A 24,675-nucleotide genomic window follows, 5' to 3' on the forward strand; every position below is an offset into this window, starting at 1 on the left:
ATTATGACACGTCATGTTGAAGTCATTTACCCGAAAACCCATTTACGGGTGCTGTCCCGTTATGAAATTCAGCGATTAAAAAATTTCTCTGGCCCTACCCATGAACTGCTACGCCGTTGTTGTTATGCCGTGTTAAGCGCCGGTAGCCAAAACGACGATTATCTCGATTTAGAAAATGAGTTTCGTGATTTTGATATCGAAGTCACTCAGGAAGAACGTGGCATTGTATTAAAACTGACATCACCACCAGACAGTGCTTTTGTCGATGATGAAATTATTCGTGGTGTCCGAGAGCAATTATTTGCTGTACTCAGAGATGTGTTGTACGCCCAGGATTCGATTATTGAAACACACCGCTTTGATCTGAATAACGGTGAAGACATTACCAATGCCATTTTTCATTTATTGCGCAATGCGAATGTACTCAAACCCGACCGAACGGCTGATTTAATTATTTGCTGGGGTGGCCATTCCATCCCTCGTCACGAGTACCAGTACACCAAAGATGTGGGTTACCAACTGGGACTTCGTGGTTTGGATATTGGTACCGGCTGCGGCCCGGGTGCCATGAAAGGCCCAATGAAAGGCGCCACCATTGGTCATGCTAAACAGCATATTTGTGATGGTCGTTATATTGGTATTACCGAACCCGGTATTATTGCCACTGAAGCACCCAATCCACTGGTTAACGAACTGGTTATTCTGCCGGATATTGAAAAACGTCTGGAAGCTTTTGTACGCTTAGCCCACGGCATTGTTATCTTCCCGGGTGGACCCGGAACTGCTGAAGAGATTTTGTATTTATTAGGTGTTTTATCTCACCCGGCCAACCAGACCATTCCTTTTCCATTAATTATTACCGGGCCGGAAGAATGCCGCAGTTACCTCAACGATATCGATCAGTTTATCGGCGACACTCTCGGCCCGGAAGCACAAAAACGTTATCAGTTAATTATTAATGATCCGCAAGCTGTGGCTGTCGCCATGAAACAGGGAACAGAAAAAGTCCGGGAATACCGACGTTTAATTGAGGATGCGTATTTTTATAACTGGACATTGACCATTGATGAAAAATTCCAGACACCGTTTGATCCAACCCATGACAATATGGCGGCGATTGAGTTGTCTTACGAATTACCACAACATCAGTTAGCGGCTAATTTACGTCAGGTTTTTTCTGGCATTGTTGCTGGCAATGTAAAAGCCACGGGTATTAAACGAGTAGAAAAATACGGGCCGTATAAAATCCATGGTGATCCAAAGATTCTGAAAGGTATGGACACATTATTGTCGGCCATGGTTCACCACGGGCGAATGAAAATACAGGGAGAATACACTCCCTGTTATAAAATCGTGGCATCGCCGGACTAACATCACAACATCGCCAGATAGTGTTATTTTTTAATGGTGGTGATTATGATGGCTTTCCAGTGCATTGCCGCTGGCATCATAAAAACCACTGGCACCATGACTGACAAACCCCAGATTAATCATCTTACGGAAAAAAGGATCGGTTTCGTTATCACCAATGTCGGCGTAATCTGTGCTCAGATACTGCTCACGTTGATGAAACTCAGCGCTGATCACTTGTGGGTCAGTAATAATATCCAGCAATTGCCAGCGACTGGTCTGACCCTGGTATTGGCGCTCAAACGATTTAACCAGTTTCTGCTGTGGCAACCAAACAATAGTTAGCTGCTCCCCTTCCTGCTGGCGCTGATAAACCACTTCCTGCTGACAGCCACGACCCGTATCGGATTGAATTGTCATAGAGGCCAGTAAGGCATCGGGAATCATCTGGTATTTACTTTGCCAGTTACGATCACCCTTACCACGATTTAAATCCCCCGGCGCATATTCAATCGCACGTTTATCCTGATCAAAATAACGCGTTGGGCGCACACGGCCGTCACGTACCTGATTCCAGATTTCGGATATTTGCTGCTGCGGATATACATGAGCAACCTGGCCCTGCATACGCCACAACTGCATATGCCGCTCTTTTACTGAAGCCTCATCACTGGTCTCTTGTATTAACTGATACTGAGCACCAATAAAATCCGGCAAACATTCCTGTGCGGTAAGATTAACACTGGCACATAACGCCAGAACGTTGAATAAATACGATTTCATAATTGATCAACCACTGTGTATCTGATGAAGCGTGATACGCCAGCAGCGAAGCTGAAACTCCGCTGTGGCGTCATACAACTACCGGTTAACAAACCTCAACAAGCATTAGTTGCTTTGCTGAGTTAAGTCCGCAGCATGTTCCATAATATGGAAAATAATGCTTTGTTCGTTGGTCCCGCTCACCAGATGAGCACCCGGGCCATTGGCATAAATACCCACATCTTCACCCGAGTGGGTTTCGGAACTCAGCGGTACCAGAGCTTCCTGATGATAACCCGGCTCCGTGGTATCAACATTGGTCAGGTCTTTACGGCCTGCATCAATATCGTTGCGATACCCTTCGTCTGAATCCGTTTCACTGCCCAGGTCCATAAAGCCACGGCCATTCATATAACCAACGGTGGTGTATGGCAGGTCATCCGCCGCTTTGGCGACCTCATCACTGCCAACCGGCACAACCTTGCCCAGAATCGGATTACCACGCTTCGGATAACCAGCAATGGTAAACACATGACCGTGGTCAGCCGTCACAATGATCAGAGTTTCAGCCGGATTCGTAGCCGCCATCGCCGCCTGAATCGCTTCTGAGAACTCAATGGTATCAACCAGTGCACCGTGCGCATTACCGGCGTGATGAGCATGGTCAATACGACCGGATTCCACCATCAGGAAGAACCCCTGATTGTTGTTATCAAGAATGCCAAGCGCTTTTTCGGTCATGGCAGTCAGTGATGGCTCACCGGCAATATCATTGCCACGATCGGCTTCGTACTGCATATGCGATTCGTTGAATAAGCCAAAAACACGTTCAGTGGTTTCGGTATTGATGGCATCAAAGCCACTCTGATCGATGACATACACGCCGTTCGGATAAGCGCTTTGCCACTCGCTTGTCAGATTACGGCCATCGGTACGATCCCCTTCAACGGCGCTCACCGCATCCGCTGAATTTGCCGCCGCATCTTTTGGCAGGAAGTGGCGGCGACCGCCACCCATCACGACCTCAATGCCGTTCACATCGGTGCCTGAGAAACGGGCTTCGAGGCTGGTTTCAAAGTTCACTAACTGATCGGCAATGTCTTTACAGCCCTGATTCGCTTGCGCACCCATATCCGAGATATCTTCCCAGTTACGATCCGCCGATTTGGCATAGGTAGCCGCTGGAGTGGCATGAGTAATACGTGCCGTTGAGATAATACCGGTGGATTTACCCGCCAGTTCCGCCAGCTCCAGTGCAGTTACCAGCTCATTACCGGCAACAGTTGAGCAATCGCCACGGACGATATCTTCATCAACACCAATCACACCCACATCGGTTTTCACACCACTCATCATGGCCGTCATGGTGCCAGCAGAATCCGGCGTTTGGGCATCAACGTTGTAGGTTTTGGATAAACCGGAAAACGGGAACTTACCAAAGCTCAACTGGTTTTCTTCACCCATCATGCCTTTGTTCTGACCTTCCAGAATACGGGCTGCGGTGACGGTAGAAACTCCCATACCATCACCAACAAACAGGATCACATTTTTGGCCGCACCGCGGGCATTGTTAATCGCCTGCAAAGCCGCATCCGTGGAGGCCATCTTAGCAACGGAATCAACATACCAGCTGTTGGTCAGCGAGGTCGCCAGTTCCTGTTGCGTCAGCTGAGTGCGCGGACGGGTATCATCGTCATCATCATCCGAGCCACAACCCGACAACACCAGTGCCGACGTCAGACCCAGAATCCCCAGAGCCAGTTTGCTACGCTGCAAATACGCTAATTTGTTCATAAAATTCTCCTCCGATTACTCGCCAGTCAGGCCCAGGGCGCGGTTAACAATATGGAATACAACACTTTGCTCAATCACACCCTGTGCCATATGAGCACCCGGCCCCTGAGCATGCAGAGTAATGTCTTCACCCGCGTGGGTTTCAGACGATGAAGGAATTAAGCTTTCCTGGTGATAACCCGGTGCAGTGGTATCAACATTGGTCAGGTTCTGACGACCGGCATTAATGTCCTGGTTGTAGCCCTCATCGGAATCGGTCTCGGCGCCCAGATCAGCAAAACCACGGCCATTCATATAGCCCAGCGTGGTGTATGGTTGGGAGTCACTGGCCAGTGAAGGTTCCGTACTGCCAACCCCCACAACTTTGCCCAGAATCGGATTACCACGCTTCGGATAACCGGCAATAGTGAACACATGGCTGTGGTCTGCCGTTACCAGAATCAGTGTCTCTTCCGGATTGGTGTTATCCACCGCAGCCTGAACGGCTTGTGCAAAAGCGATGGTCTCATTCAGACCACCTGCGGCATTACCGGCATGGTGAGCGTGATCAATACGGCCGGATTCGACCATCAGGAAAAAGCCCTTCTCATTGTTATCGAGAATATCAATGGCTTTTGCGGTCATCTGAGCAATCGACGGCTCACCGGCAATATCATTGCCCCGATCGGCTTCGTACTGCATATGAGATTCGTTGAACAAACCTAAAACGCGCTCGGTACTGTCGGCGTTGATGGCATCAAAGCCAGCCTGATCCATCACGTAAGTGCCGTTCGGATACGCGGCTTGCCACTCTGTCGTCAGGTTACGATTATCGCTACGATCCCCTTCCACCGAACTGACGGCATCAGCAGAATTAGCCGCTTCGTCTTTGGGCAGGAAATGACGACGACCGCCACCCATCGCGACTTCAATACCGTTAACATCCACACCCGGGTAACGGGCTTCCAGATAGTTTTCAAAATTCACTAACTGATCGGCAATGTCTTTGCAGTTTGCACGCTCCGGGTTTTCCTCCACCTTCATGTCGGAAATATCTTCCCAGTTACGATCGGCGGCATGTGCATAAGTCGCCGCCGGAGTGGCATGTGTAATACGCGCAGTGGATACCACACCGGTCGATAAACCTTTGATTTCAGCCAGCTCCAGTGCCGTCACAACTTCGTTACCGGCAACCGTGGCGCAGTTGCCGCGTTCGATGTCTTCATCTACGCCAATGACACCCACATCGGTTTTCAGACCCGACATCATAGCGGTCATGGTGCCGGCTGAATCCGGGGTCTGAGCATCGACGTTATAGGTTTTGACTAATGCAGAATAAGGAAACTCTTCAAAGGATAAATAGCCTTCTTCGCCTGGCTTACCGGCGCGTTGTCCTTGCAGGATACGAGAAGCGGTCAGGGTTGAAATGCCCATACCATCGCCAACGAATAAAATAACGTTTTTTGCCTGATTAATGGTTGGCTTATTCGCCTCAGCAATTTTTGCCTGCAGGCGGGTTTGTGCATCGCTGTACCAGGCATTATTGGCCTGATCAGGAGAAACCATGTCGGCATGCGCACTAGCAGATGCCGCCAGTGCGACTGCCAGAGACAGTGTTAGGCGTTGCAGTTTCATCGAGTTTCCTCTTTGCATCACTAAAAGATACAGCCCGGTAGTGGGGCCATTTAATAAACGAGGCAGAGGCTAACGATGGAAAATGACAACGGCGGGACAAAAAAAGGACAGATTTATGACAAGCTTATCATTAACGTTATATCATAACATTAATAGATAAAATTAAAACCATAAAAAAAGCTCCGATTCCGTTGGAAAAGGAGCTTTATAAAATGCGTTTAAGCTTTATCGCCGGATAGCGTATCCGGCTTTAGTTAAGGTGCTTAAACCTCTTTAGTGCTTAAACCTCTTTAGCGCTTACACCTCTTTGGCGCTTATACCTCAGTCGCGTTGATGCGCTGGAACCACTCTTGTGGGCCAGTCTGATGCACAGATTCACCTTTGCTATCGACAGCAACCGTCACCGGCATATCGACCAGATCAAACTCGTAGATGGCTTCCATACCCAGATCTTCGAAGCCAACCACTTTCGCTTCTTTAATCGCCTGAGATACCAGGTAAGCCGCACCCCCAACTGCCATCAGGTAAACCGCTTCGTTGTCTTTAATCGCATCAATGGCAATCGGACCACGCTCTGCTTTACCAATCATGCCTAGCAGACCGGTTTCTTCCAGTACCGTACGGGTGAATTTATCCATACGGGTCGCGGTGGTTGGGCCAGCCGGGCCAACCACTTCTTCGCGTACAGGGTCAACCGGGCCAACGTAGTAGATAAAACGACCTTTCAGATCAACCGGCAGCTCTTCGCCTTTAGCGATCATATCCACCATACGCTTGTGCGCCGCATCACGGCCGGTCAGCATCTTGCCCGACAGCAGGATGGTTTCACCCGGTTGCCATTCTTTAACGTCTTCCGGAGTTACGTCATTCAGGTTCACGCGACGCACATTGTCGCCCACTTCCCAGCTGATTTCCGGCCAGTCTTCCAGACTTGGAACTTCCAGCGATGCCGGGCCACTGCCATCCAGAGTGAAATGAGTATGACGAGTTGCAGCACAGTTCGGGATAATCGCCACTGGCTTGTTCGCCGCGTGGGTTGGGTAATCCGCCACTTTCACATCCAGAACTGTGGTTAAACCACCCAGACCCTGAGCACCAATACCCAGTTTGTTTACTTTCTCGAACAGCTCTAAACGCAGTTCTTCGGCACGGTTAGAAGCACCACGTTCCTGCAGTTCGTGAATGTCGATTGGGTCCAGCAGAGATTCTTTTGCCACCATCATGGCTTTCTCTGCCGTACCACCAATACCAATACCCAGCATGCCTGGTGGACACCAGCCAGCACCCATCTTCGGCACTTGTTCCAGTACCCAGTCAACGATGGAATCCGATGGGTTCAGCATGGCGAACTTGGTTTTTGCTTCCGAACCACCACCTTTAGCCGCCACATGAACGTCAACGGTGTTCCCCGGAACCAGCTTCATGTGGATAACAGCAGGAGTGTTGTCTTTGGTGTTAGCACGTTTTCCGTCCGGGTCAGCCAGAACCGATGCACGCAGTACGTTATCCGGGTGGGTGTAAGCACGACGAACACCTTCGTTCGCCATATCTTCCACACTCATATCACCGTCAAACTTCACATCCATACCAATGGTCAGGAAAACGGTCACGATACCGGTGTCCTGACAAATCGGACGTTTGCCCATGGCGCACATACGTGAGTTGATCAGAATCTGAGCCATCGCATCTTTTGCTGCTTTAGACTCTTCTCGCTGATAGGCCTCATGAACCGCATCAATAAAATCTTTCGGATGGTAATAAGAAATGTACTGCAGCGCGTCAGCCACGCTTTGGATCAGATCATCTTGCTTGATCACAGTTGTCATCGTCGGGCTCTCTCTTGTTTAGGCTGGTGCGGCTCTGATGGCTGCACTTGGCTTGGACTCGAACGGTTGTAAAAACGCCCACGAAGAAGTGGGCGTTTAAAAGCTGACGGTATTGTAACCCATTGAGGAGCGGGCTAAAACGGCCACCACTCTTCTTCTTTGCTACGTGGGCGGGCTTTCAGGCCGGTATCTTCGGCGTAAGGATCGGAAGATTCGAAAACCTCTTCCTGATTCAGGCCAGCATCAAACACCTGCTGCAGACTTTCATCCACCTGCGTTTCCTGTGCAGCTAATAAACCACGACCATGGTGAATCATTTGAGTGTTTTCCAGCTCAGCCAATGCACGGCTGGGAGCCACCAGCTGCAATGGGCCATCACCCAGAGGAATATCCTCCAGATCCGGATCAATTACCGGCGGATCAATTTCTGAGTAGCGTAGGTAGTAGACCTTTCCGGCCTCGGCCTGGAGATAGATTTCAGCCAAACGTTTAATCTCAAACCAGCCAATTCCCTCAAAGCCAAAGATGCCACGGCGCATCACGATGTCATACGAACCGGGCTCCATCTCATACCAGGTATAACTGCCCCCTTTGATATTAAACAGTCGCTCGCCATTTACATTGAAGCTGGGCGTTTCCAGCTCATCCATCGACCATTCTGTCGCGGGACGGTAGACGTACAGCAAGGCGGTATTCTGATAATCCCAGCGATAGCCCACCGTTTTAAAAGGTTGTTCCTCCGCTGGAGCAACATAAGCACCAAAATGATCACCAAACGAGTGATGTACGGTACAGCCTGTGAGAACCGATACCCCCATAAAACAGAAGATGTACAACAAGGGGGTGTACACCAGGGTGAGCTTTTTTATTTTTATCATTATTAAGTCCTTTCTTTTTACCATTTGCGCCACCTGCCAGTGGAGGTTGACCCACTGAGTCCGGTACAGCAGCAAAGGCTTTGGTAAAAGCCATTGCAGCATTGTACATAAAAAGTACGCCCTGCTATATTGAAATAATTACAAAAAATAACAAAAACAAATGGGAGGTTCGCCATGCATCGATCAGGCAACTTAATGACACTGGCGGTCTTTGCGATGGTATCGCTGGCGGCGGGTTTGCATTTACAGGCCCAGCCCGGTAACGAAGCCTATTACTCCACCGATATTGATGACGCTGTGGCCCATGCCCAACAAAATCCGGTAGATAAAGGTTATGTCGGCAAAACCTGGTACAACCGCTCAACCTCCCAGAGTTTTGATTTTCCGAAAATGCTCAATAGCGAAATGAACGAAGAAGTAATTGAAGGTGCTGTTGGTGCGACCGCGGCCGGTGATCAGCGGGCCGCCACGATTGAAGAGCCGGTACGGGAAACCAGCCTTGGGCGTCAGGTTAACGAACCTGATGAAATCAATACCGTTACGCCTTCACCGGCGTTGAACCAATCGTTCGAGTCGTCAGCCAATGCGATTTTTGTGCGCGAAATTAACTATTCCGACAACAACTTCAGTGGTGCGTCACGCGATATCAGGGCGGATGTCACAATCTCTGCTCAGCCGACCCCATAACAAGAGCGATGACGGGAACTAAAACAGAGCCCTGAATAAGACCTGAATAAGAATAGCAACCAGAGTAGTACAGGAACAACGATGCACGGATACCAGCTCACTACGGCTTTATTGATATCAATGCTGTTACTGCCAGCAGGCGTAGCGCTGGCTTCACCACAACATGATCAATACTATTCGGACGATATCTTTACTGCCATCGAAGAAGCCAGACAGAGAACTCATCACTACAACTATTCGCGTGCCAAACGTTATAACCGCTCAACCTCACAAAGCATCCAGATTCCCCGCTTACTGAATACTGAAATGGATGAACACATAGTGGAAGGAGCTATTCAGGCGAGTGCATCGGGCAGCCAGCAAATATCCGGGCAAAATCAGTTCAACCAGAAAACCACTTCTGCAGCCAGATCAGGTAAAGCTTTAAATGAAGGGACACCGGAGCAGGTAGTACCAGCGGCCCCTTTACTCACTCCAGCATCAGGCTTTGTACTGAATATCGAGGCTAACGCTGACAATGTGGTGCGTGACATTTCTTATACCGGACAGGATTATATCGGCTCTACCCGCGACATCCGAGCCGACGTTTCTGTTTCTGCCACGCCTCGACCTTAACAGCTAGCAACTATTACAAACTCTGTAATTTTTTCCGGGTAGCAGTGCGAGCAACAGAACCCAGCTGCAGTAATTGGCTGTCGCGTGACCAGAGTGCCTGCTGGCCGCTCGGCAATTGTTTTCCGGCTTGCTGTAAATGGTGTAACAGGTTGTCGAGAATATCGAAGGCCATCAACGGATAATAATCCGGGTGTTGTTGATAGCAGTCACTTAAGTGCTGTGCCTGAATCTGTAATGCGCTGCAATCACCATTGGCATGAGTCATCATCCAGCCACTAAAGGCCAGCATAATCATCACATCTTCCCAATAACGAAACGGTTTAAAGCAGCGCCGATGTGCATCAGCCACGATAAAGTCGGTTACCGCTAAGGCATCATCAAATACCACGGGCGCATGGGGAACATCAGCAACAAATGGCTGGGGTTTCGCAGCTGGCTGCGCCATAACCCCGACGGCTGACGTTGAAACTTTCACACACTTAAGCTGCTGGTCGGCATCATTGGCCAGTACATACAGAAAGTCGAGTAAGCCATGATCCATTAACATCACATGGGACTTGCGTCCTGTCACCAGGAAACTCTCGCCGGTTGAAGAAGCGTTGCTAACAACCCGGGTCTGGAATTCGCGAGAATCACGGATGCCCGGTTCTGAAGCAGCAAATGCGGCAAACTGCTGGTCGGTGAGTGTGGTATCCAGATGCCGTACCGCCAGCTGATAAGCGAAAAAAAAGGCCGTGGACGGTGTTTCAGACAGCTGCCCTAACGCCAGTGCAGACGTTGCCAGAGGATTATTGGTCAGTGCCTTAGCAAACGTTTCACGTAACTGCGGCGATGGTGTTGTTTTAATATTAACCATCACCTTATTAACTACCGCCTTATCAGCGTTTGTCATCATTACTGTGCGCCACCTAAGGCGTTTTGCATACGATCAAGGCGAATCTGAATATCTTCAATTTCCAGCTTAATATCCCCCAGATTACCGCCGGTTTTAATCTCAGCGACCCGGGCTTCCAGAGTTTGCAAAGCATCACTGTTCTGGCTGATGGCCAGCTGAGCTGTGGCAATATCCGACGTTGCTGATTCAACCTGTTTAACCCGTGCAGACAAGGTATTCACTTTATTATCGACAGTTGCAGCGATTTCATTTTTAGCCGTTGCCAAGGCTGCGGTTTGCGCTTTTTGTGCGGCACTCTGAGATTTTTTCACACCAGCAACCGAGCTTTTCAGGTTTTTAATGGCTGTGATATTGGCATTAATGTTCGCTTTGTTACGTTTGTTCGATACATCCCATAATTTGCGGATTTCTGAGCTATTTTCTCTGACCAGAATTTTCAGCGCATCAACAGACAAATTGGCATTTTCACCCGTCGCAGATAACTGATCATTTAACCGTTGCAGATTTTTCCCCTGATCAGCAATCACCCCCTGCGCCTGATTTAATTGCTTTTGCACACTCTGCAGCTGCATAAACAAAAACGTTGCCAGGCCACCCATAACCAGTGCAATCACCAACGCGACTGTTGCCAGTGTCTGTTTTGCCGGTTGTGCTGAAGCGGCGGCGGCATTTGAAATGGCGGCCCGCTGAGCTGCCTGACGGCGTGCCTGCATCTGGCGTTTACGCTGCTCGATATCCTCAGCAGAGGGTTTCATGTCCGGGACAATAGGGTCGTGTTGCTTTTCCATGGGTAATACTCAATTTTTTACAAATAGTAACCGACAGTTCCCAACAGCGAAACCATACCGGATTGATAAAAATTGATAAAAGCTGTGCTCACTCAACAAAAACAGTGCCGGTTAAAAAACCCCACATTCCGAGTGCGTAGCATGGCCCGGGAGCTGGTGGTATGATTTGCATCAATAATTACCGGGAGAGGTTGAAAAGCTGTTTTCTGCCCCCAAACTGGTAATCAATAAGCCGCAACCAAAAATAGCGGTACTGCCAACAGGCAAACGATTAAGTAAATAACCGACTTAGCAATGATAACGGAGACCCATCATGGCGTTTGAATTACCAGCACTGCCGTATGCAAAAGATGCACTGGAACCACATATCTCTTCTGAGACTCTGGATTTCCACCACGGTAAACACCACAACACCTATGTAGTGAAGCTGAATGGCTTAATCGGTGGCACTGAGTTTGAAGGCAAAACTCTGGAAGAAATCGTTAAAACTTCTTCTGGTGGCGTATTTAACAACGCTGCTCAGATCTGGAACCACACCTTCTACTGGAACAGCCTGAGCCCGAATGGCGGTGGCGAACCTACTGGTGCTGTTGCTGACGCAATCAACGCAGCCTTTGGTTCTTTCGAAGAGTTCAAAGCCAAGTTCAACGATATGGCTGTGAATAACTTCGGTTCCAGCTGGACCTGGTTAGTGAAAAAAGCCGATGGTTCTCTGGACATCGTGAACACCTCAAATGCAGCCACTCCAATCACTGAAGAAGGTGTTACCCCACTGATCACGGTTGACCTGTGGGAACACGCTTACTACATTGACTACCGCAATGTTCGTCCGGATTACCTGAACGGTTTCTGGTCTCTGGTTAACTGGGAATTCGCGAACGCTAACTTCGCCTAAGGAACTTCTGATTAGTTCTGACCCAGAATAAAAAAGGAGCTGCGGCTCCTTTTTTATTGCCTCTAATATTCTGCTGATAAGTAACTTATGGCTGATTTTAAACTGCTACTGGCATCAAGCTCCCCCTTCCGCCAGCAAATACTGAAAAAATTACGCATCCCCTTTTCCTGCGCGTCGCCGGATATTGATGAAACACCACTTGCGGGAGAAAAGCCGCAGCAATACGTCGAGCGCCTGGCAATCGAAAAGGCGCAAGCATTAGCCAGTGAGTACCCTGAACATTGGATCATCGGCAGTGACCAGACGTCTGTTTTAGACGGTGATATCCGTGGTAAGCCGTTAACCCGGGAAAATGCCATTCAACAACTGCAGCAATCCAGCGGCAAAGCTGTGCAGTTTTATACCGGTTTATGTTTATTACATGCCGCCAGTGGACAATGCTTTTCTCTGGTTGAACCGTTTTCAGTGTATTTTCGTGAGTTAACGCAAACTGAAATCGAGCGTTATATCGAGCTGGAACAACCGCTTCAATGTGCTGGTAGTTTTATGGTGGAAGGCTTAGGCATCAATTTGTTTGAAAAACTAGAAGGTCGGGACGAAAACAGCCTGATTGGCTTGCCGCTAATTGGCTTGCTGGAATTAATGCGCAAAGCTAGGTTGGATCCGCTGGCTTTAGCGCAATAAAAAACAGGCCTCAAAGGCCTGTTTTTTATTCAACTAATGTTGTTCAGCTTTTTCAGAAAAGACCGTTGTAATCAACGACGGATTCCGCGGAACAACTTATCCATTCGAGTATTAATACTCTCGTTGGCAAATTCATCCGACAAAGTAAATTCCCAGATACCGTCAAACCGTTCTTCGGTCAGCTGACGTGCCTTGGTCGCTTCCGTCACAATGGTTGGCTTCAGGAAAATCATCAGATTACTTTTTACTTTCTCGGTCGATTCTGCCCGGAATAACCAACCCAACCAGGGAATATCACCCAGCAGTGGCACTTTACTTTCAATCTTACGAACATCGTCACGAATCAGACCACCCAGTACGATGGTTTCTTCGTTTTCCGACAGGATCATGGTTTTGATGGAGCGCTTATTGGTAATTAAATCCGAGCTGCCTGCTACACTGGTGGTCGAGACAGATTCCGTCGTGGCTTCAACTTCCAGACGAATGGCTTCACCGTCATGAATATGTGGCTTAACCTTTAATGTCACACCAATGTCTTCACGGGTGATGGTCGTAAACGGGTTGGCGTTGTTGCTGGAAGCCGTTGAACCGGTACGGAACGGCACGTTCTGACCAACAATAATTTCCGCTTCCTGGTTATCCAGAGTCATGATGCTTGGCGTCGATAACAGGTTGGTGTTGGTATCACTCTGAATCGCTTGTAATACCGCACCAAATTGCGCGTCACCATCTTTTTCCTGATAAGCCCCTAATGTCAGGCCGTTACCAATCGCGGCAGCCGGGTTACCGGATGCAATCGAACCTGCAATGGAAGATAAACTCGGGCCTGCGGTACCAAAGTTAGTACCACCGACCGGGCTATCCAGATCACCAATCGCCCACTGCACACCTAACGCGTCATTCACGTCACCAGTCACTTCGACAATCGCCGACTCAATCAGTACCTGAGCACGACGAACATCCAGCGATGCTACCAGCTCTTTAATCTCTTTCATCAGTGATGGCTCAGCCCGAACCACCAGCGCGTTCAGATCTTCATCGGCATGAATCCCGGCTTTGCCTTTTGCCTGATTGGCTTCAGATCCGCCCGCAGGCGCTTCGGACAACAGGCTTTTTAACAACTCAGCCAGCTTAGTGGCATCGGCGTATTGCAGTCGCAGTACCTGAGCACTGCCACTGAAGTACGACGGTGTATCCAGTTCGGCAATCAGTTTGCGAATACGATCACGTGCGGTTTTTTCACCTTTAATAATCAGGCGGTTGCTGCGCTCGTCTGCTACAACACGGATACTGCCTGCGGTTTTACCGACGTTGGCGTTATTACCCTGAGCCACTTTAGCCGGGTCCAGGCTTTGCAGCATGGTCACCACATTGCCCACCCAGGCTTCGCGCAGCTGGATCACTTCCAGCTCTTCCACACCGGACTTATCCAGTCGCTCAATGATTTGTTCAATACGGCGAATATTGGTGGCGTGGTCAGAGATGATTAAGGTGTTGGCGGATTTCACCCCAGCCAGATGACCGTATTTGGCCACTAACGGACGCAGAATAGGTACTAAATCCAGTGCCGGTGTATTTTTAATCGGGATGACTTTGGTGAGCATTTCCTGGCTTTCTTTGCTCACCGCCGCTTCAATATCACGTCCCTGTTGCTTAATTTCGTTCTGCTGAACCACTAACACAACTTCGCCAGCTGGTACCGCGGCATAGCCATGCACCTGCAACACCGACAGGAATAACTCGTATACCCCTTCCTGATCAACCGGGCCACTGCTGAGCACGTTCACCTTGCCTTTTACCCGGGGGTCGATGACAAAGCTTTTACCGGTAATATCAGACACCTGACTGATAAATGCACCGATATCGGCATCTTTCAGATTAATCTGCCAGTTTTCCTGCGCCTGGGCTCCCCAGATGGTAAACAGCAGAAGAACTGCAATAGAAAAACGCTTTAACACACCCATTTCCTTTAATTTAATTTGTGATTAACCACAAAACGGTTATTACCGCGCTGCACTTCAATACGTGCATTACCAGAGCCGGTTACCTGCTCTAATACCGCGCGATCAGCATCAATATCACCCAGTCGCTGGCCATTAACCGACAACACAATGTCGCCCGGCACCAGCTTCAACGAGGTTAACACCGAGCCTGGTTGTACCCGATATCCCTGACCTGAGCCGGCAGACTGCAGGCCCAGTTCATTTAATGCCGCTTCCGGATCATCGGCAATTTCCTGATTGGCCAGATCCATAAATTCACCGGCCGATTTTATTTTACCCAAACGCTCACGAATGGAACCGCGGGAACGTTTGTTAGCACGAGGCTTAGGCGCAGCAACCGATCTGGCGTTAATACCAGCCCGGGCTTTTTCATCAAACTTCAGGGTTTCCAGTTTGCCATTGGTATCCAGTACCACTTTGTCATCGTAAACACCGGCCAGTTTGGTACGGCCCTGAATTTTGTCACCAATTTTATAAAAATCACCGCTGCCTGATTGTGGTGCAATAATGGCACTGGAGTTTTCCGCAATGGAGGCTTTATTAATACCCAACAAACGCAAGCGTAAGCGTGTGACCGGTGCATCAACCTCTTTTTGTACCGCCTGAACCGGCTCTTCACTGGCGATACCAAACAAATGATACTGAGCCGTGCCACGGATACCTGATTGCTGCACTGAGCCATCGCCACGTGATGGTGCCTTCAGATACAGCGGCTGAGGAGCAACCAGCATCCATACCAATGCCGCCAGCTGAATGGCGATCAGAACGGTAAAAGTCAGTTTGCCCAACACCAGAACCAGCTTTTGCCAGGAGGCCAGCGATAATTCCGTTGCGGCAGTTTGCGCAGCAGTTGCCAAGTGTGTATTACTCCGTTAAAGGCGCTCAGGTTATAGAATCTTCTGAGACACTTCAAAAATTACCGTTTCTTCTGTGGCCTGGGCCGGCCACTTCTGCCCTAAGATATCGAGAAAGCGACGGCGGATGGCCACACCACCCCAACCATCCGCTTGCAGAAACGCCTGGCCAATCGGCAGACCTTCATCGGTATTAATATCCAGTACCGTTTTTTCCTGCTCACGCTTCAGATCACCCACCAGCAACGGCAGTGTCGACTGAATCGGTTTGCCATCCACCGGGAAGCCGACATCGCCACCGCTGAAAACAATTCGTCCTTCGGCTTGCTGAATCTGGCGCGAGGTTAAATCAATCTGTGCATTAAGGCCGGAAATTTCAAAATCACCGGATAAATTGGCGCGACCTTTTCTCAACATAGGTTGCAATAACGCCGAAGAAAGTTCCCCACGGGTATCACTCAGCGTTAATTGTTTATCCAGCGACACCAGAGCATGGGTATTGAGGTTAATTCCATTGCCTTGCACATCTAATAACAGATCAGCCCGGGCAGCGAGTAGCGCTAACGGGTTCAGTTTCCAGTCCACATCCAGCAAACCGGCCTGAGGGGCCTGCAACTGCAGCTGACCATGCCATAAGGTACCCGACACCCGCTGAATTTTTACCGGTAATGCCCGGGCGTGTGGTTCAGCGTATTGCCAGACAAAATGCAAAGGAGTGGTTGCAAGCAGGGTGATAACGAAGACAAGGAAGCCCAACAACATATACCAGCGGGCTGCCCAGATGGCCTTAAACATGGTGACTTATGATTATCCGTTTTAATTATCAGCGGGTCATTCTACTGAACAGGGCCGCAAAGTGTAATGGGTCATTATGACAGTCCGGTAACATTGGCTCAGACAATGTCACAAAACTGCCATATGAATAATAACAATTCTCATCAATGAATGGCAGATGAGAATCTGCACTAACCAGCCAATAGAACCGTAAAACGCCTGCAATATCCGTTTTCAGACATTTGTTTTACCCAACTTTACTCGCTCAGCTCAGTAGGAAGCTGTTGATTGAACCCGTGCGTCTTCGGGTAAAACGAATGGCTCAGATACAAGCTTGGGCGCACCGTGGCGCTCTGAAATCACAAACCGATAACGCTTATTTGCCGCCTGACGTTGCCCGAAGTTATACCAGCGAGCCTGATACTCGGCCATTCCCAGGTCAGCATCATCCAGCCAGCGCACTTCAATATCGTAACCGTCATCGCTGATCGGATGAACGCCGGTCACAAGTGGCTGCCACTGACCTTGCTGCTCAACTTCAACGTGAACCAGAGGCTGATGCCAGGCAATTTTATCCGCCGCCACGTCCAGCCACTCAATGGCAATGTAGTTTTCATCCGGCGCTACTGCCCTCGTTATCTCCGTGCTGGTCAGCCATGCCCGGGAGCCAGTGCTATCGACCTGCTCAGGCAGAAAAGTATTAACGTTTAATTGATAGCGCCATTGTGGCAATAGCTCCTGAAAGGCACCCTGATCAACAAAATCGTTCGCTAAACGACTCAGTTGCGCAGTGATATAAGGCGTTGAATACTGCCCGTATAACGTATGCCCACCTTCATAATTCTGGCGCTGATATTCTTCATGAGTGGTGGTGTAACCAAAATAGCCATTGGCAATACTGGAGACCCAGGTGTACTTCAGCGGCTGCCCGGCGCTGGCGAACACCTCGCTAACAGCCGCTGCCATACGACGACCCGCTTCCTGAGTGACTTCATACGGCAGCGGCAATACAGCCATATCATTTACTTTGATAATCTGGAACAGCACGGTATCCGGAAAGCTGTCTTTAGGCTCCAGTAATGGCTGCAAGAATGAAAAGCCCAAATGACGTTTGTTGCCCTGACACCCTTCATCCAGCCACCAGCGGCGTGACATCACATTGCCACCTTTTAAAAAAGGAATGGCCGCCAACCAGGGGGTACGGCGTTCATAAGCCCCGCCAGCCACCGGATTGCCTACCGCTGCCTCGTCGCATAGCTCCACCTCACCAACGCGATTATTGTCGCGGATATTGATTTCCCGGGCGGCGCTTGCCAGGTCGATATCCGCAGTTAATTGCGGTGCCAGAGCATCGAATAAGGCAATGGCTTCTTTACCAATGCCCTGCCCCAACTGACGTGCCGCCTGCCAGTTCACCGGATGATGAGCAAAGGTATTATCTCCATGTTCTGCTAAGGCTGGCGCCATATCGCCCTGCGTCCCGGTGGTTAAACCATGCACCACCGGCCAGGGCGTCTGATATTGTTGGGCAATCTGCCACTCCAGATCTTTCTGAGCATAAGCAAACAAATCGGCATTGTAGACTTCCACCGGTACGGACAAAGCCGTGGCATGAACGGAGAAACTTGAGAACGCCGCCAGTGGTAAAAAACGTCCGTCATCATCAGCGACATCAATACGAATCATATAAAGCGCTGGATTAACGGCATTAAATTTTGCCTGGGGGTCTTCCAGATCAATATCCCCGGCATTGTCATTGAGCACATAAGCATCCAGTGAGCGATTGCGGTTATAGCCGTAGATATCGCGCTTACCCGTGGCAATTCTGGCCGGGCGGCGCTGCTGATACGCCTGCAAAATACCGTCACTGATGCGCTGAGTAACAAACTCAAGAAACTCAGGCTCCAGCCACTGGCCACTCGACATATGTTTGTTATAGAAGTCATTGTCGTAAAAATTCACTGGAGCTGAATGGCTATGAGAAGCCGTAATCACAATGTCTTTAGCCGCCAGGCCGGTTTGTGCTGCCACTCGTTCGGTAACCAGATGGTGAACCAGTAACGAGCTACCTGCCAGATCGGTCTGAACCAGAGCCGTGGCATCCCCATCTTTATCCTGCAGGTAAATCACCCGGGCTTTCAGCCGGGTACGAAATCCCATACCTTTATTGGCCATCACCGAGTAACCACCCATTGGCATGCCAGGTGGTGGCGTAATATCCACCGACACCGCCCAGGCCGCCGCCACTGCGTTGTGCTGTAATGATAATGACTCAGCAACCGGGGGCTTAGCCGAGGCCGGTTGAGAAATAACAATATCCGTGGTCGAGGCACAGGCAGTGAGAAGCGTAAGCAGTAACAACGGCAGCAGATGTTTCATGGTGAGACCTGATTGTTTTTATTTTGCACGTTTGTACCACAAAATAAAAACCACAATCCAGCAAGATTTTTCCGTCATTTACGTTAATATATAAATATATCTATCATCAACAGGGCGTTGAGCACATGCGTATCGCTGCCATGATTTTCTTATTATTCATTGCCTGCGCTACCTGTGCCGACAAGCAGGTTCGCCTCACATCGTTACAATGGCCACCCTACTCAGGCCAGCAATTAACCGAACAGGGTGCCTCAATCGCCGTTGCCAAAGCTGCGTTTGCGGCGATGGGTTATACCCTGACCGTCGATTTTTTCCCCTGGAGCCGTGCGGTGGCTCAGGCCCGACAGAATGCAACCTACGCCGGTTACTTTCCGGAGTATTACTCCGATGAAGTTGCTCAATACTTTATTTACTCTGACCCTATTGGCTCAGGCCCACTGGGTTTTGTTGAGAGATCCGACCAGCCAATAGACTGGCAGACGCTGGATGATTTAAAAGGCAAACGCATTGGTGTTGTGCAGGACTACGTCAATACTGAAGCATTTGATCAACGAGTTCAGTCCGGTGATTTAACAACCGAAGCTGTAATGAGCGATCGCAGCAACCTTCTTAAGCTGGTTAATGGTCGTATTGATCTGGCTGTGATTGATCCCAATGTGATGGAATACCTGTTAAACAGTGATCCGATATTCGCCGACAAATCCGACAAGGCACGCATCAACAAACAGCTTTTGGCGTATAAAAATTTATTTATCTGCTTTAAAAAAACAGCCGAAGGCCAGCACATCGCTGATATTTTTAACCAGGGGCTTAAGAAAATTGATATTGATGCCATTATGGCAAAGCATCTTTAATCCATTTAAAGACCCTCTATTTCAGATAACAAGATCCACCACATCAGACAACAACATCGCCCCACTCACGAGCTTCTCTTTATCGCGCTTGTGCAGCTGCTTAATCCGGTATTCGGCTTTCAGCGCCTGACTGCGATCACCCATCAACTGTTGATACACCAGCGTTAATGGCCCTTTTCCTTTCAGCGCACGGGCTCCACGAGCACTGCCCTGGTGTTCGGCCAAACGCCGTTCCACATCGGTTGAGATACCACAATACAAACTTCCGGAGGCCATGCGTATCAGATAGACGCTCCAGACGGCTTTTGGCTTTTCATCCACTGGCTGAATTTTCCTCTACTGTCATCACTGAAAAATCAGTATGGTACACGACCTGGCTGTTATCTCCTGAGCGTTATCCGCTGAATCCTGCGAGTCTTCTATGCATCATATTTTCCGCGACCCCGTAAGTGGTCTGACCCACCTGGCAGGGGCAGTATTTGCCATTGTGGCCCTCTGTATTCTCAGCGTACAAGCGGCTTTGTATGGCAATGCCTGGCATATGGTGTCGTTCGCCATTTTTGGTGCCTGTATGTTTCTGATGTTTGCCAGCAGCGCGCTGTATCATCTGCTGCATGCCAGTGAGGAGGTAATTCGCTGGCTGAAACGACTGGACCATATGGCCATCTTCCTGATGATTGCCGGGTCTTATACCCCGGTTTGTCTGATCGCACTGCATGGCAGTACCGGCTGGATTTTATTCAGTGTTGTCTGGAGCCTGGCCGTTGCGGGCATTGTGTTAAAACTTGTCTGGCTCAGTGCGCCACGCTGGTTATCCACCGTGATTTATCTGGCGATGGGCTGGATGGTGGTGTTTGCCGCTGGCCCAGCGATGGAAACCATCCCGGAAAATGCCCAGTGGTGGATTGTCTACGGCGGCCTGAGTTACACCATCGGTGCCATCGTCTATGCATTAAAGTGGCCTGACCCCTGGCCACGCTGGTTTGGCTTCCATGAAATCTGGCACTTATTTGTGATGGGCGGCGTGTTCTGCCACTTCTGGGCCTTTGCCTTTTATATGGCGGATATTCCGATATGAGCCTGCCACTGATCGATAATGACGCACTCTGCATCAGCCACAACGTTTGTCTGCCGCTGTACAAAATTGAACTGAGCGCCATTCGTGCTCAGGGAGCCGGTGGTCAGAATGTGAATAAAGTATCCAGTGCCATTCATCTGCGCTTTGATGTCCACGCTTCCGGCTTACCCGAGTTTTATCGTGAACGTTTACTGGCATTAAAAGACCAGCGCCTCAGTAAAGACGGCATCATTATTATCAAAGCCCAACAGTTCCGTACTCAGGAAAAGAACCGCGAAGATGCGTTGCAGCGGCTACAAAGCCTGATTCGCTCGGTCGCCAAAACCGAACGCAAACGCATTGCCACCAAACCTACCAAAGGCTCACAAAAGCGCCGGGTAGACAGCAAGGTGAAACGTGGGCAAACCAAAAATATGCGCCGCAAGGTGGATTATTAACACACTGCCCGGCTGGCGCATGTCAGAGTACTTGTTCTCTTATTTATTGTAGTTACAATAAATTATGGATATCGAATACGACAGCCACAAAAATCAGCACAATATTGAACAAAGAGGCATCAGCTTTGAGCTAGGGCCTGTTAACACTATTTAGATCTTTGCTGCTGGCAGTCAGTTTTTTCATGAGTAAGGCATGAGGAGCGTGGTTTAACGAGTTAAATAAGCAACGAATAACACAGCTCAGGGAAAAACTGACGCCAGCCCTTCGGGTTATGACTGAAAATCCCTCACTCTGTGTTGCTCATCATTCATTTAACCCGTTAAACATCATTCTTCGCGCCTTGATTGAAAGATTTTCAGTCATGACAGCGTGATCGAAATAGTGTTAACAGGCCCTAGAGAAACACTTTGATTTCTCTGATGTGCTGGAAGTGGATCAACGGATTAATGGCGAACTGCGCCACTTTGCATTGGGCAGGATTCAAGGAAGATTATACGCACTGGTTTATACGCTGCGTGGCGATGTTATTCGAGTTATCAGTCTGCGAAAAGCCAATCAGCGAGAGGTACGCCGCTATGAACAACAAGATTGATTCAACAATCAGCGACGCTGAAAACCCAGAATGGAGCGACGACATGTTTGCTCATGCTCGTCGTGGGCCTGCCGCCGCACTCAAAGCCCGCGGCCGCCCTAAATCCGAGATTACCAAAGTACAGAAAACCTTGCGTTTATCACCGGATGTAATTGAGTTCTTTCAGGCGGGTGGTAAAGGCTGGCAGACACGAATTGATGATGTTTTAAAAGAATACGTTAAAAGCCATCAGGCTTGACGGCTTGCGCAGCACTTTATCCGCGCCCACGATGTTTTTTAATCAGGTCGTAGGCGGTTTGAATTTCCTGAGTCTTTTCCTTTGCCAGCTTCATCATGGCTTCCGGCAGACCTTTGGCCAGCAGTTTATCCGGATGATGCTGGCTCATCAGTTTACGATAAGTCTTCTTTAGTTCGGCATCCGATACCGATGGCTCAACACCTAATACCGCGTACGCATTGGCCAGCTGTTGTTGCGCACTCTTCTGCCCGCGGCTGCGCTGCCCGGATACCGCGGCTTTGACCCGGCCATGAATCCATTCAAACTGAAACGCATTGATCCCAAGTTGGACACATAACTGGCTGAACAGCTTACGCTCGGCCACCGATAATTCGCCATCGGCATAAGCCACACTCAGCTGAATTTCGAGAAACATCTGCGCCAATGACGCCCGCTGACTGATGGCTCGTTTCAGTGAAGCCAGATCAGGCCCCAGTTCAAAATCTGTTTGTTTACCTTCGCTGAAATAGGCAATGGCTTGCTGGCGCTGACGACCGGATAACCCCATCTGATCCATGATGTAGGTAGCGGCAGCAATTTCAGATTCGCTGACACGGCCATCCACTTTGGCCAGCTTGCCCATAACCCGGAAGGTAGTACGGAAAAACACCTGCTGTACCGATTTCTGACCATTGTTCGGATTCAGCACCGAGGCATTAATATCCGCCGCCGCATCATTACCCAGCAACAAACGGCCGAAGCTCTGATCAAATAAATGGCCGGCAAACGCTCCAATTAACAGGCCAAACGGGCCGCCGGTTAATAAACCAAACGCACCGCCCACCAGTTTGCCGATAAAAAAGTTCATGCCTTGTCCTGTCATAGCGAGTGTTATGCGTCTGCCGCTGATGTCTGCAACTGTTGCTCTAAAGCCTGTAAACGCTCAGGGGTTCCTACATCGACCCAGTCTGCGTTTAAAGGTTCACCAATAATCTGCTGTCGTGCCATGGCCTGACGTAATAACGGTGCTAATGGCCGTACTCCCGGCTCAACCCCTACAAACAAAGCTGGCGACAACACACTGATGCCGGAGAAAGTAACCCCTTGATGCACAGCCTGTGGCCCTAAAATGCCAGAGTTGGTTAATTCAAAATCGCCATTAGGGTTATGCGCTGGATTATCGGTCAGCCCTAACCAGCCTGCCATCTGGCTTTGTTGAATTTGATCAGATTTTGCAAAGGCCTGGGCATAATCCCAGTTGCTCCAGACATCGCCGTTAATTAATAAAAAAGGATCAGTGCCTTCGCTCATTAACAAGGGTAATGCCTGCACAATGCCACCCGCGGTTTCCAGTGCTTCAGTTTCGGCGGAGTAACGAATCGAGCAACCCAGCTTATGACCATCCCCCAGCTCTTGTTCAATCATCTGGCCGAGATAGGCATGATTAATCACGATATCGCGAATACCAGCCGCCACCAGCTTCTCAATATGGTGCTGAATCAGCGGTTTGCCCACCAGCTTAAGCAATGGCTTCGGGCAGTGATCGGTTAGCGGTGCCATACGTGTGCCCCGCCCGGCAGCCAGAATCATGGCCTTCATGCTGTCACTCCATTGGCGTCTACCGCATGAGCGGCAAAGTGTTGTTCTAACGCGGGCATAAAGGATTGCTGCAACCACTGATGGAAAGCGGCCAGTTGTGGATAGTCAGCACTTACCTCCAGTAAATAACGGCAGGTATTGGGAATATCATTCAGGTAACCGTCTTTACCATCGCGCAGATGTAGCCGGGCAAAAATCCCAGCGGCTTTTAAATGACGTTGCAGTCCCATCCAGTCAAAATCTTGTTTGAAGCGTGCCCAATTATGCGGGTAAATACCGGCCGCCTGTGCCTTTTGCCAATATTGTTTTGCTAATTCCTGCACCAATGCATCCGGCCAACGCACATAACAATCCCGTAACAGCGATACCAGATCGTAACTCGCCGCTCCCACTACGGCATCCTGAAAATCAATCACACCTAATGTCTGGTCGGCTTTAATCATCAGGTTGCGGGAATGAAAATCACGATGCACGACTACTTGAGGCTGAGCCAGCGCCTGATCACGCAGCAAAGCAAAGGTCTGGTGCAACATGGTCAGTTCCTGCGGAGCCAGCGTCAGCTGTAACTTTTGCGTACACAACCAATCAATAAACAAGCTCATCTCCTGATCGAGCAATGCCTGGTCGTAAGCCGGTAAGTCTGAAGTTGGCAGCGCCTGAATGGCTAACAGCTGATCAATAGATTGACTGTAGAGTTGTGTTGCGGTGGTCAAGTCGTTGCGGTCTGCGTGTAGCGCTGGCCACAACAGTTCATCACCAAAATCTTCCAGCAACATAAAACCCCGCTCAAAATCATGCGCCAGTACCTGAGGTACCGCCACCTGATGTTGGTGCCAGGCCTGTGCGATGCGCACAAACCGCGGGTTATCTTCTTTATCAGCGGGGGCATCCACCAGAATCCAGCGCTGCTCATGCCCTTGGTCATCGGTGTGTAGCAGACGAAAATAGCGACGAAAGCTGGCATCGCCGGATACTACCTGTGGTTGTGGATTCACATTCAGTTCAGTCTGCTGTTGGATGATATCCACAGCCCAGTGCGCGAGTTCATCCCGACGCTGATCCATGCTGGCCTCTCAGAGTTAGTCGTTCTAGAATTGGC

24 protein-coding genes and 1 pseudogene are annotated in these 24,675 nt (G+C 49.6%); 10 read left to right on the top strand and 15 right to left on the bottom strand.

Annotated features, from left to right (window positions below; genetic code table 11):
• The first annotated feature begins 3 nt into the window (after positions 1–3).
• Positions 4–1,371, top strand: a complete 1,368-nt coding sequence (gene ppnN / locus ACO05E_RS03515) for a nucleotide 5'-monophosphate nucleosidase PpnN (RefSeq protein WP_419811612.1) — start codon at positions 4–6, stop codon at positions 1,369–1,371.
• 30 nt (positions 1,372–1,401) lie between these two features.
• Here the strand turns inward: ppnN and ACO05E_RS03520 are convergent, their stop codons facing one another.
• From ACO05E_RS03520 to ACO05E_RS03540, 5 genes are all read right to left on the bottom strand, one after another.
• Positions 1,402–2,133 (bottom strand): hypothetical protein, encoded by a 732-nt coding sequence (locus ACO05E_RS03520; protein WP_419811613.1) that lies wholly within the window; start codon positions 2,131–2,133, stop codon positions 1,402–1,404.
• 105 nt (positions 2,134–2,238) lie between these two features.
• Positions 2,239–3,906 carry an alkaline phosphatase gene (locus ACO05E_RS03525; RefSeq protein ID WP_419811614.1) on the bottom strand — a complete coding sequence of 556 codons (1,668 nt, stop codon included), beginning with the start codon at positions 3,904–3,906 and terminating at the stop codon, positions 2,239–2,241.
• Positions 3,907–3,921: 15 nt separating this feature from the next.
• Positions 3,922–5,520 (bottom strand): alkaline phosphatase, encoded by a 1,599-nt coding sequence (locus ACO05E_RS03530; RefSeq protein ID WP_419811615.1) that lies wholly within the window; start codon positions 5,518–5,520, stop codon positions 3,922–3,924.
• A gap of 314 nt (positions 5,521–5,834) precedes the next feature.
• On the bottom strand, positions 5,835–7,346 hold the full coding sequence (locus ACO05E_RS03535; protein WP_419811616.1) for a fumarate hydratase: 1,512 nt from the start codon (positions 7,344–7,346) through the stop codon (positions 5,835–5,837).
• Between the two features lie 134 nt (positions 7,347–7,480).
• Positions 7,481–8,224: a DUF2846 domain-containing protein gene (locus ACO05E_RS03540; protein ID WP_419811617.1), complete on the bottom strand. Its 744-nt coding sequence runs from the start codon at positions 8,222–8,224 to the stop codon at positions 7,481–7,483.
• Positions 8,225–8,419: 195 nt separating this feature from the next.
• Here ACO05E_RS03540 and ACO05E_RS03545 point away from each other — a divergent pair, with 195 nt between their 5' ends.
• Together ACO05E_RS03545 and ACO05E_RS03550 are read left to right on the top strand one after the other, a co-directional pair.
• Positions 8,420–8,911: a hypothetical protein gene (locus ACO05E_RS03545; protein ID WP_419811618.1), complete on the top strand. Its 492-nt coding sequence runs from the start codon at positions 8,420–8,422 to the stop codon at positions 8,909–8,911.
• 81 nt (positions 8,912–8,992) lie between these two features.
• Positions 8,993–9,526 carry a hypothetical protein gene (locus ACO05E_RS03550; protein ID WP_419811619.1) on the top strand — a complete coding sequence of 178 codons (534 nt, stop codon included), beginning with the start codon at positions 8,993–8,995 and terminating at the stop codon, positions 9,524–9,526.
• Between the two features lie 13 nt (positions 9,527–9,539).
• Here ACO05E_RS03550 and ACO05E_RS03555 read toward each other — a convergent pair whose 3' ends face one another.
• Positions 9,540–10,421, bottom strand: coding sequence for a hypothetical protein (locus ACO05E_RS03555; RefSeq protein ID WP_419811620.1), 882 nt, complete (start codon positions 10,419–10,421; stop codon positions 9,540–9,542).
• Positions 10,421–11,209 carry a hypothetical protein gene (locus tag ACO05E_RS03560; RefSeq protein WP_419811621.1) on the bottom strand — a complete coding sequence of 263 codons (789 nt, stop codon included), beginning with the start codon at positions 11,207–11,209 and terminating at the stop codon, positions 10,421–10,423. Before ACO05E_RS03560 ends, ACO05E_RS03555 begins: the two co-directional genes overlap by 1 nt.
• 313 nt (positions 11,210–11,522) lie before the next feature.
• On the opposite strand from ACO05E_RS03560, the gene sodB reads away from it, so the two are divergent.
• Together sodB and ACO05E_RS03570 are read left to right on the top strand one after the other, a co-directional pair.
• On the top strand, positions 11,523–12,104 hold the full coding sequence (gene sodB / locus ACO05E_RS03565; protein WP_255859122.1) for a superoxide dismutase [Fe]: 582 nt from the start codon (positions 11,523–11,525) through the stop codon (positions 12,102–12,104).
• Positions 12,105–12,191: 87 nt separating this feature from the next.
• The gene (locus tag ACO05E_RS03570; protein WP_419811622.1) at positions 12,192–12,788 is read left to right on the top strand and encodes a Maf family protein; all 597 of its coding nucleotides are present in this window, start codon (positions 12,192–12,194) and stop codon (positions 12,786–12,788) included.
• A gap of 71 nt (positions 12,789–12,859) precedes the next feature.
• Here the strand turns inward: ACO05E_RS03570 and gspD are convergent, their stop codons facing one another.
• The 4 genes from gspD to ACO05E_RS03590 all read right to left on the bottom strand — a co-directional run bounded on the left by gspD (position 12,860) and on the right by ACO05E_RS03590 (position 18,798).
• Positions 12,860–14,752 (bottom strand): type II secretion system secretin GspD, encoded by a 1,893-nt coding sequence (gene gspD / locus ACO05E_RS03575; RefSeq protein WP_419811623.1) that lies wholly within the window; start codon positions 14,750–14,752, stop codon positions 12,860–12,862.
• Between the two features lie 5 nt (positions 14,753–14,757).
• Positions 14,758–15,648, bottom strand: a complete 891-nt coding sequence (locus tag ACO05E_RS03580; protein ID WP_419811624.1) for a type II secretion system protein N — start codon at positions 15,646–15,648, stop codon at positions 14,758–14,760.
• A 30-nt stretch (positions 15,649–15,678) separates the two neighbouring features.
• A complete protein-coding gene (gene gspN, locus ACO05E_RS03585; protein ID WP_419811625.1) occupies positions 15,679–16,440 on the bottom strand; it encodes a type II secretion system protein N in 762 nt (253 codons plus the stop codon).
• A 249-nt stretch (positions 16,441–16,689) separates the two neighbouring features.
• Entirely contained in the window at positions 16,690–18,798 is a 2,109-nt protein-coding gene (locus tag ACO05E_RS03590; RefSeq protein WP_419811626.1) for a neutral/alkaline non-lysosomal ceramidase N-terminal domain-containing protein, read from the bottom strand.
• A 125-nt stretch (positions 18,799–18,923) separates the two neighbouring features.
• Here ACO05E_RS03590 and ACO05E_RS03595 point away from each other — a divergent pair, with 125 nt between their 5' ends.
• A complete protein-coding gene (locus tag ACO05E_RS03595; RefSeq protein WP_419811627.1) occupies positions 18,924–19,652 on the top strand; it encodes a substrate-binding periplasmic protein in 729 nt (242 codons plus the stop codon).
• 21 nt (positions 19,653–19,673) lie between these two features.
• Here the strand turns inward: ACO05E_RS03595 and ACO05E_RS03600 are convergent, their stop codons facing one another.
• Positions 19,674–19,973 carry a GIY-YIG nuclease family protein gene (locus tag ACO05E_RS03600; RefSeq protein ID WP_419811628.1) on the bottom strand — a complete coding sequence of 100 codons (300 nt, stop codon included), beginning with the start codon at positions 19,971–19,973 and terminating at the stop codon, positions 19,674–19,676.
• Positions 19,974–20,073: 100 nt separating this feature from the next.
• Here ACO05E_RS03600 and trhA point away from each other — a divergent pair, with 100 nt between their 5' ends.
• The 4 genes and pseudogenes from trhA (at position 20,074) to ACO05E_RS03620 (ending at position 21,998) form a co-directional block, all read left to right on the top strand.
• Complete coding sequence (gene trhA, locus ACO05E_RS03605) at positions 20,074–20,730, top strand: PAQR family membrane homeostasis protein TrhA (protein WP_419811629.1); 657 nt, start codon at positions 20,074–20,076, stop codon at positions 20,728–20,730.
• Positions 20,727–21,167, top strand: a complete 441-nt coding sequence (gene arfB, locus ACO05E_RS03610) for an alternative ribosome rescue aminoacyl-tRNA hydrolase ArfB (protein ID WP_419811630.1) — start codon at positions 20,727–20,729, stop codon at positions 21,165–21,167. Before trhA ends, arfB begins: the two co-directional genes overlap by 4 nt.
• Before the next feature lie 410 nt (positions 21,168–21,577).
• Positions 21,578–21,760, top strand: a pseudogene (locus ACO05E_RS03615) (BrnT family toxin); the annotation flags it as partial.
• Positions 21,744–21,998 carry a BrnA antitoxin family protein gene (locus ACO05E_RS03620; protein WP_419811631.1) on the top strand — a complete coding sequence of 85 codons (255 nt, stop codon included), beginning with the start codon at positions 21,744–21,746 and terminating at the stop codon, positions 21,996–21,998. The pseudogene ACO05E_RS03615 and the gene ACO05E_RS03620, both read left to right, overlap by 17 nt.
• Before the next feature lie 16 nt (positions 21,999–22,014).
• On the opposite strand, the gene djlA is transcribed toward ACO05E_RS03620, so the two are convergent.
• Genes djlA through ACO05E_RS03635 form a run of 3 tightly spaced genes read right to left on the bottom strand, consistent with a single transcriptional unit; the run spans position 22,015 to position 24,640 of the window.
• Positions 22,015–22,845, bottom strand: a complete 831-nt coding sequence (djlA, locus tag ACO05E_RS03625) for a co-chaperone DjlA (protein ID WP_419811632.1) — start codon at positions 22,843–22,845, stop codon at positions 22,015–22,017.
• Between the two features lie 23 nt (positions 22,846–22,868).
• The gene (gene murU, locus ACO05E_RS03630) at positions 22,869–23,576 is read right to left on the bottom strand and encodes an N-acetylmuramate alpha-1-phosphate uridylyltransferase MurU (RefSeq protein WP_419811633.1); all 708 of its coding nucleotides are present in this window, start codon (positions 23,574–23,576) and stop codon (positions 22,869–22,871) included.
• A complete protein-coding gene (locus ACO05E_RS03635) occupies positions 23,573–24,640 on the bottom strand; it encodes an aminoglycoside phosphotransferase family protein (protein WP_419811634.1) in 1,068 nt (355 codons plus the stop codon). The genes murU and ACO05E_RS03635 overlap by 4 nt, the downstream gene beginning before the upstream one ends.
• Positions 24,641–24,675 lie beyond the last annotated feature (35 nt).

It is taken from the genome of Bacterioplanoides sp. (genome assembly GCF_965226395.1).
GTDB lineage: Bacteria > Pseudomonadota > Gammaproteobacteria > Pseudomonadales > Oceanobacteraceae > Bacterioplanoides.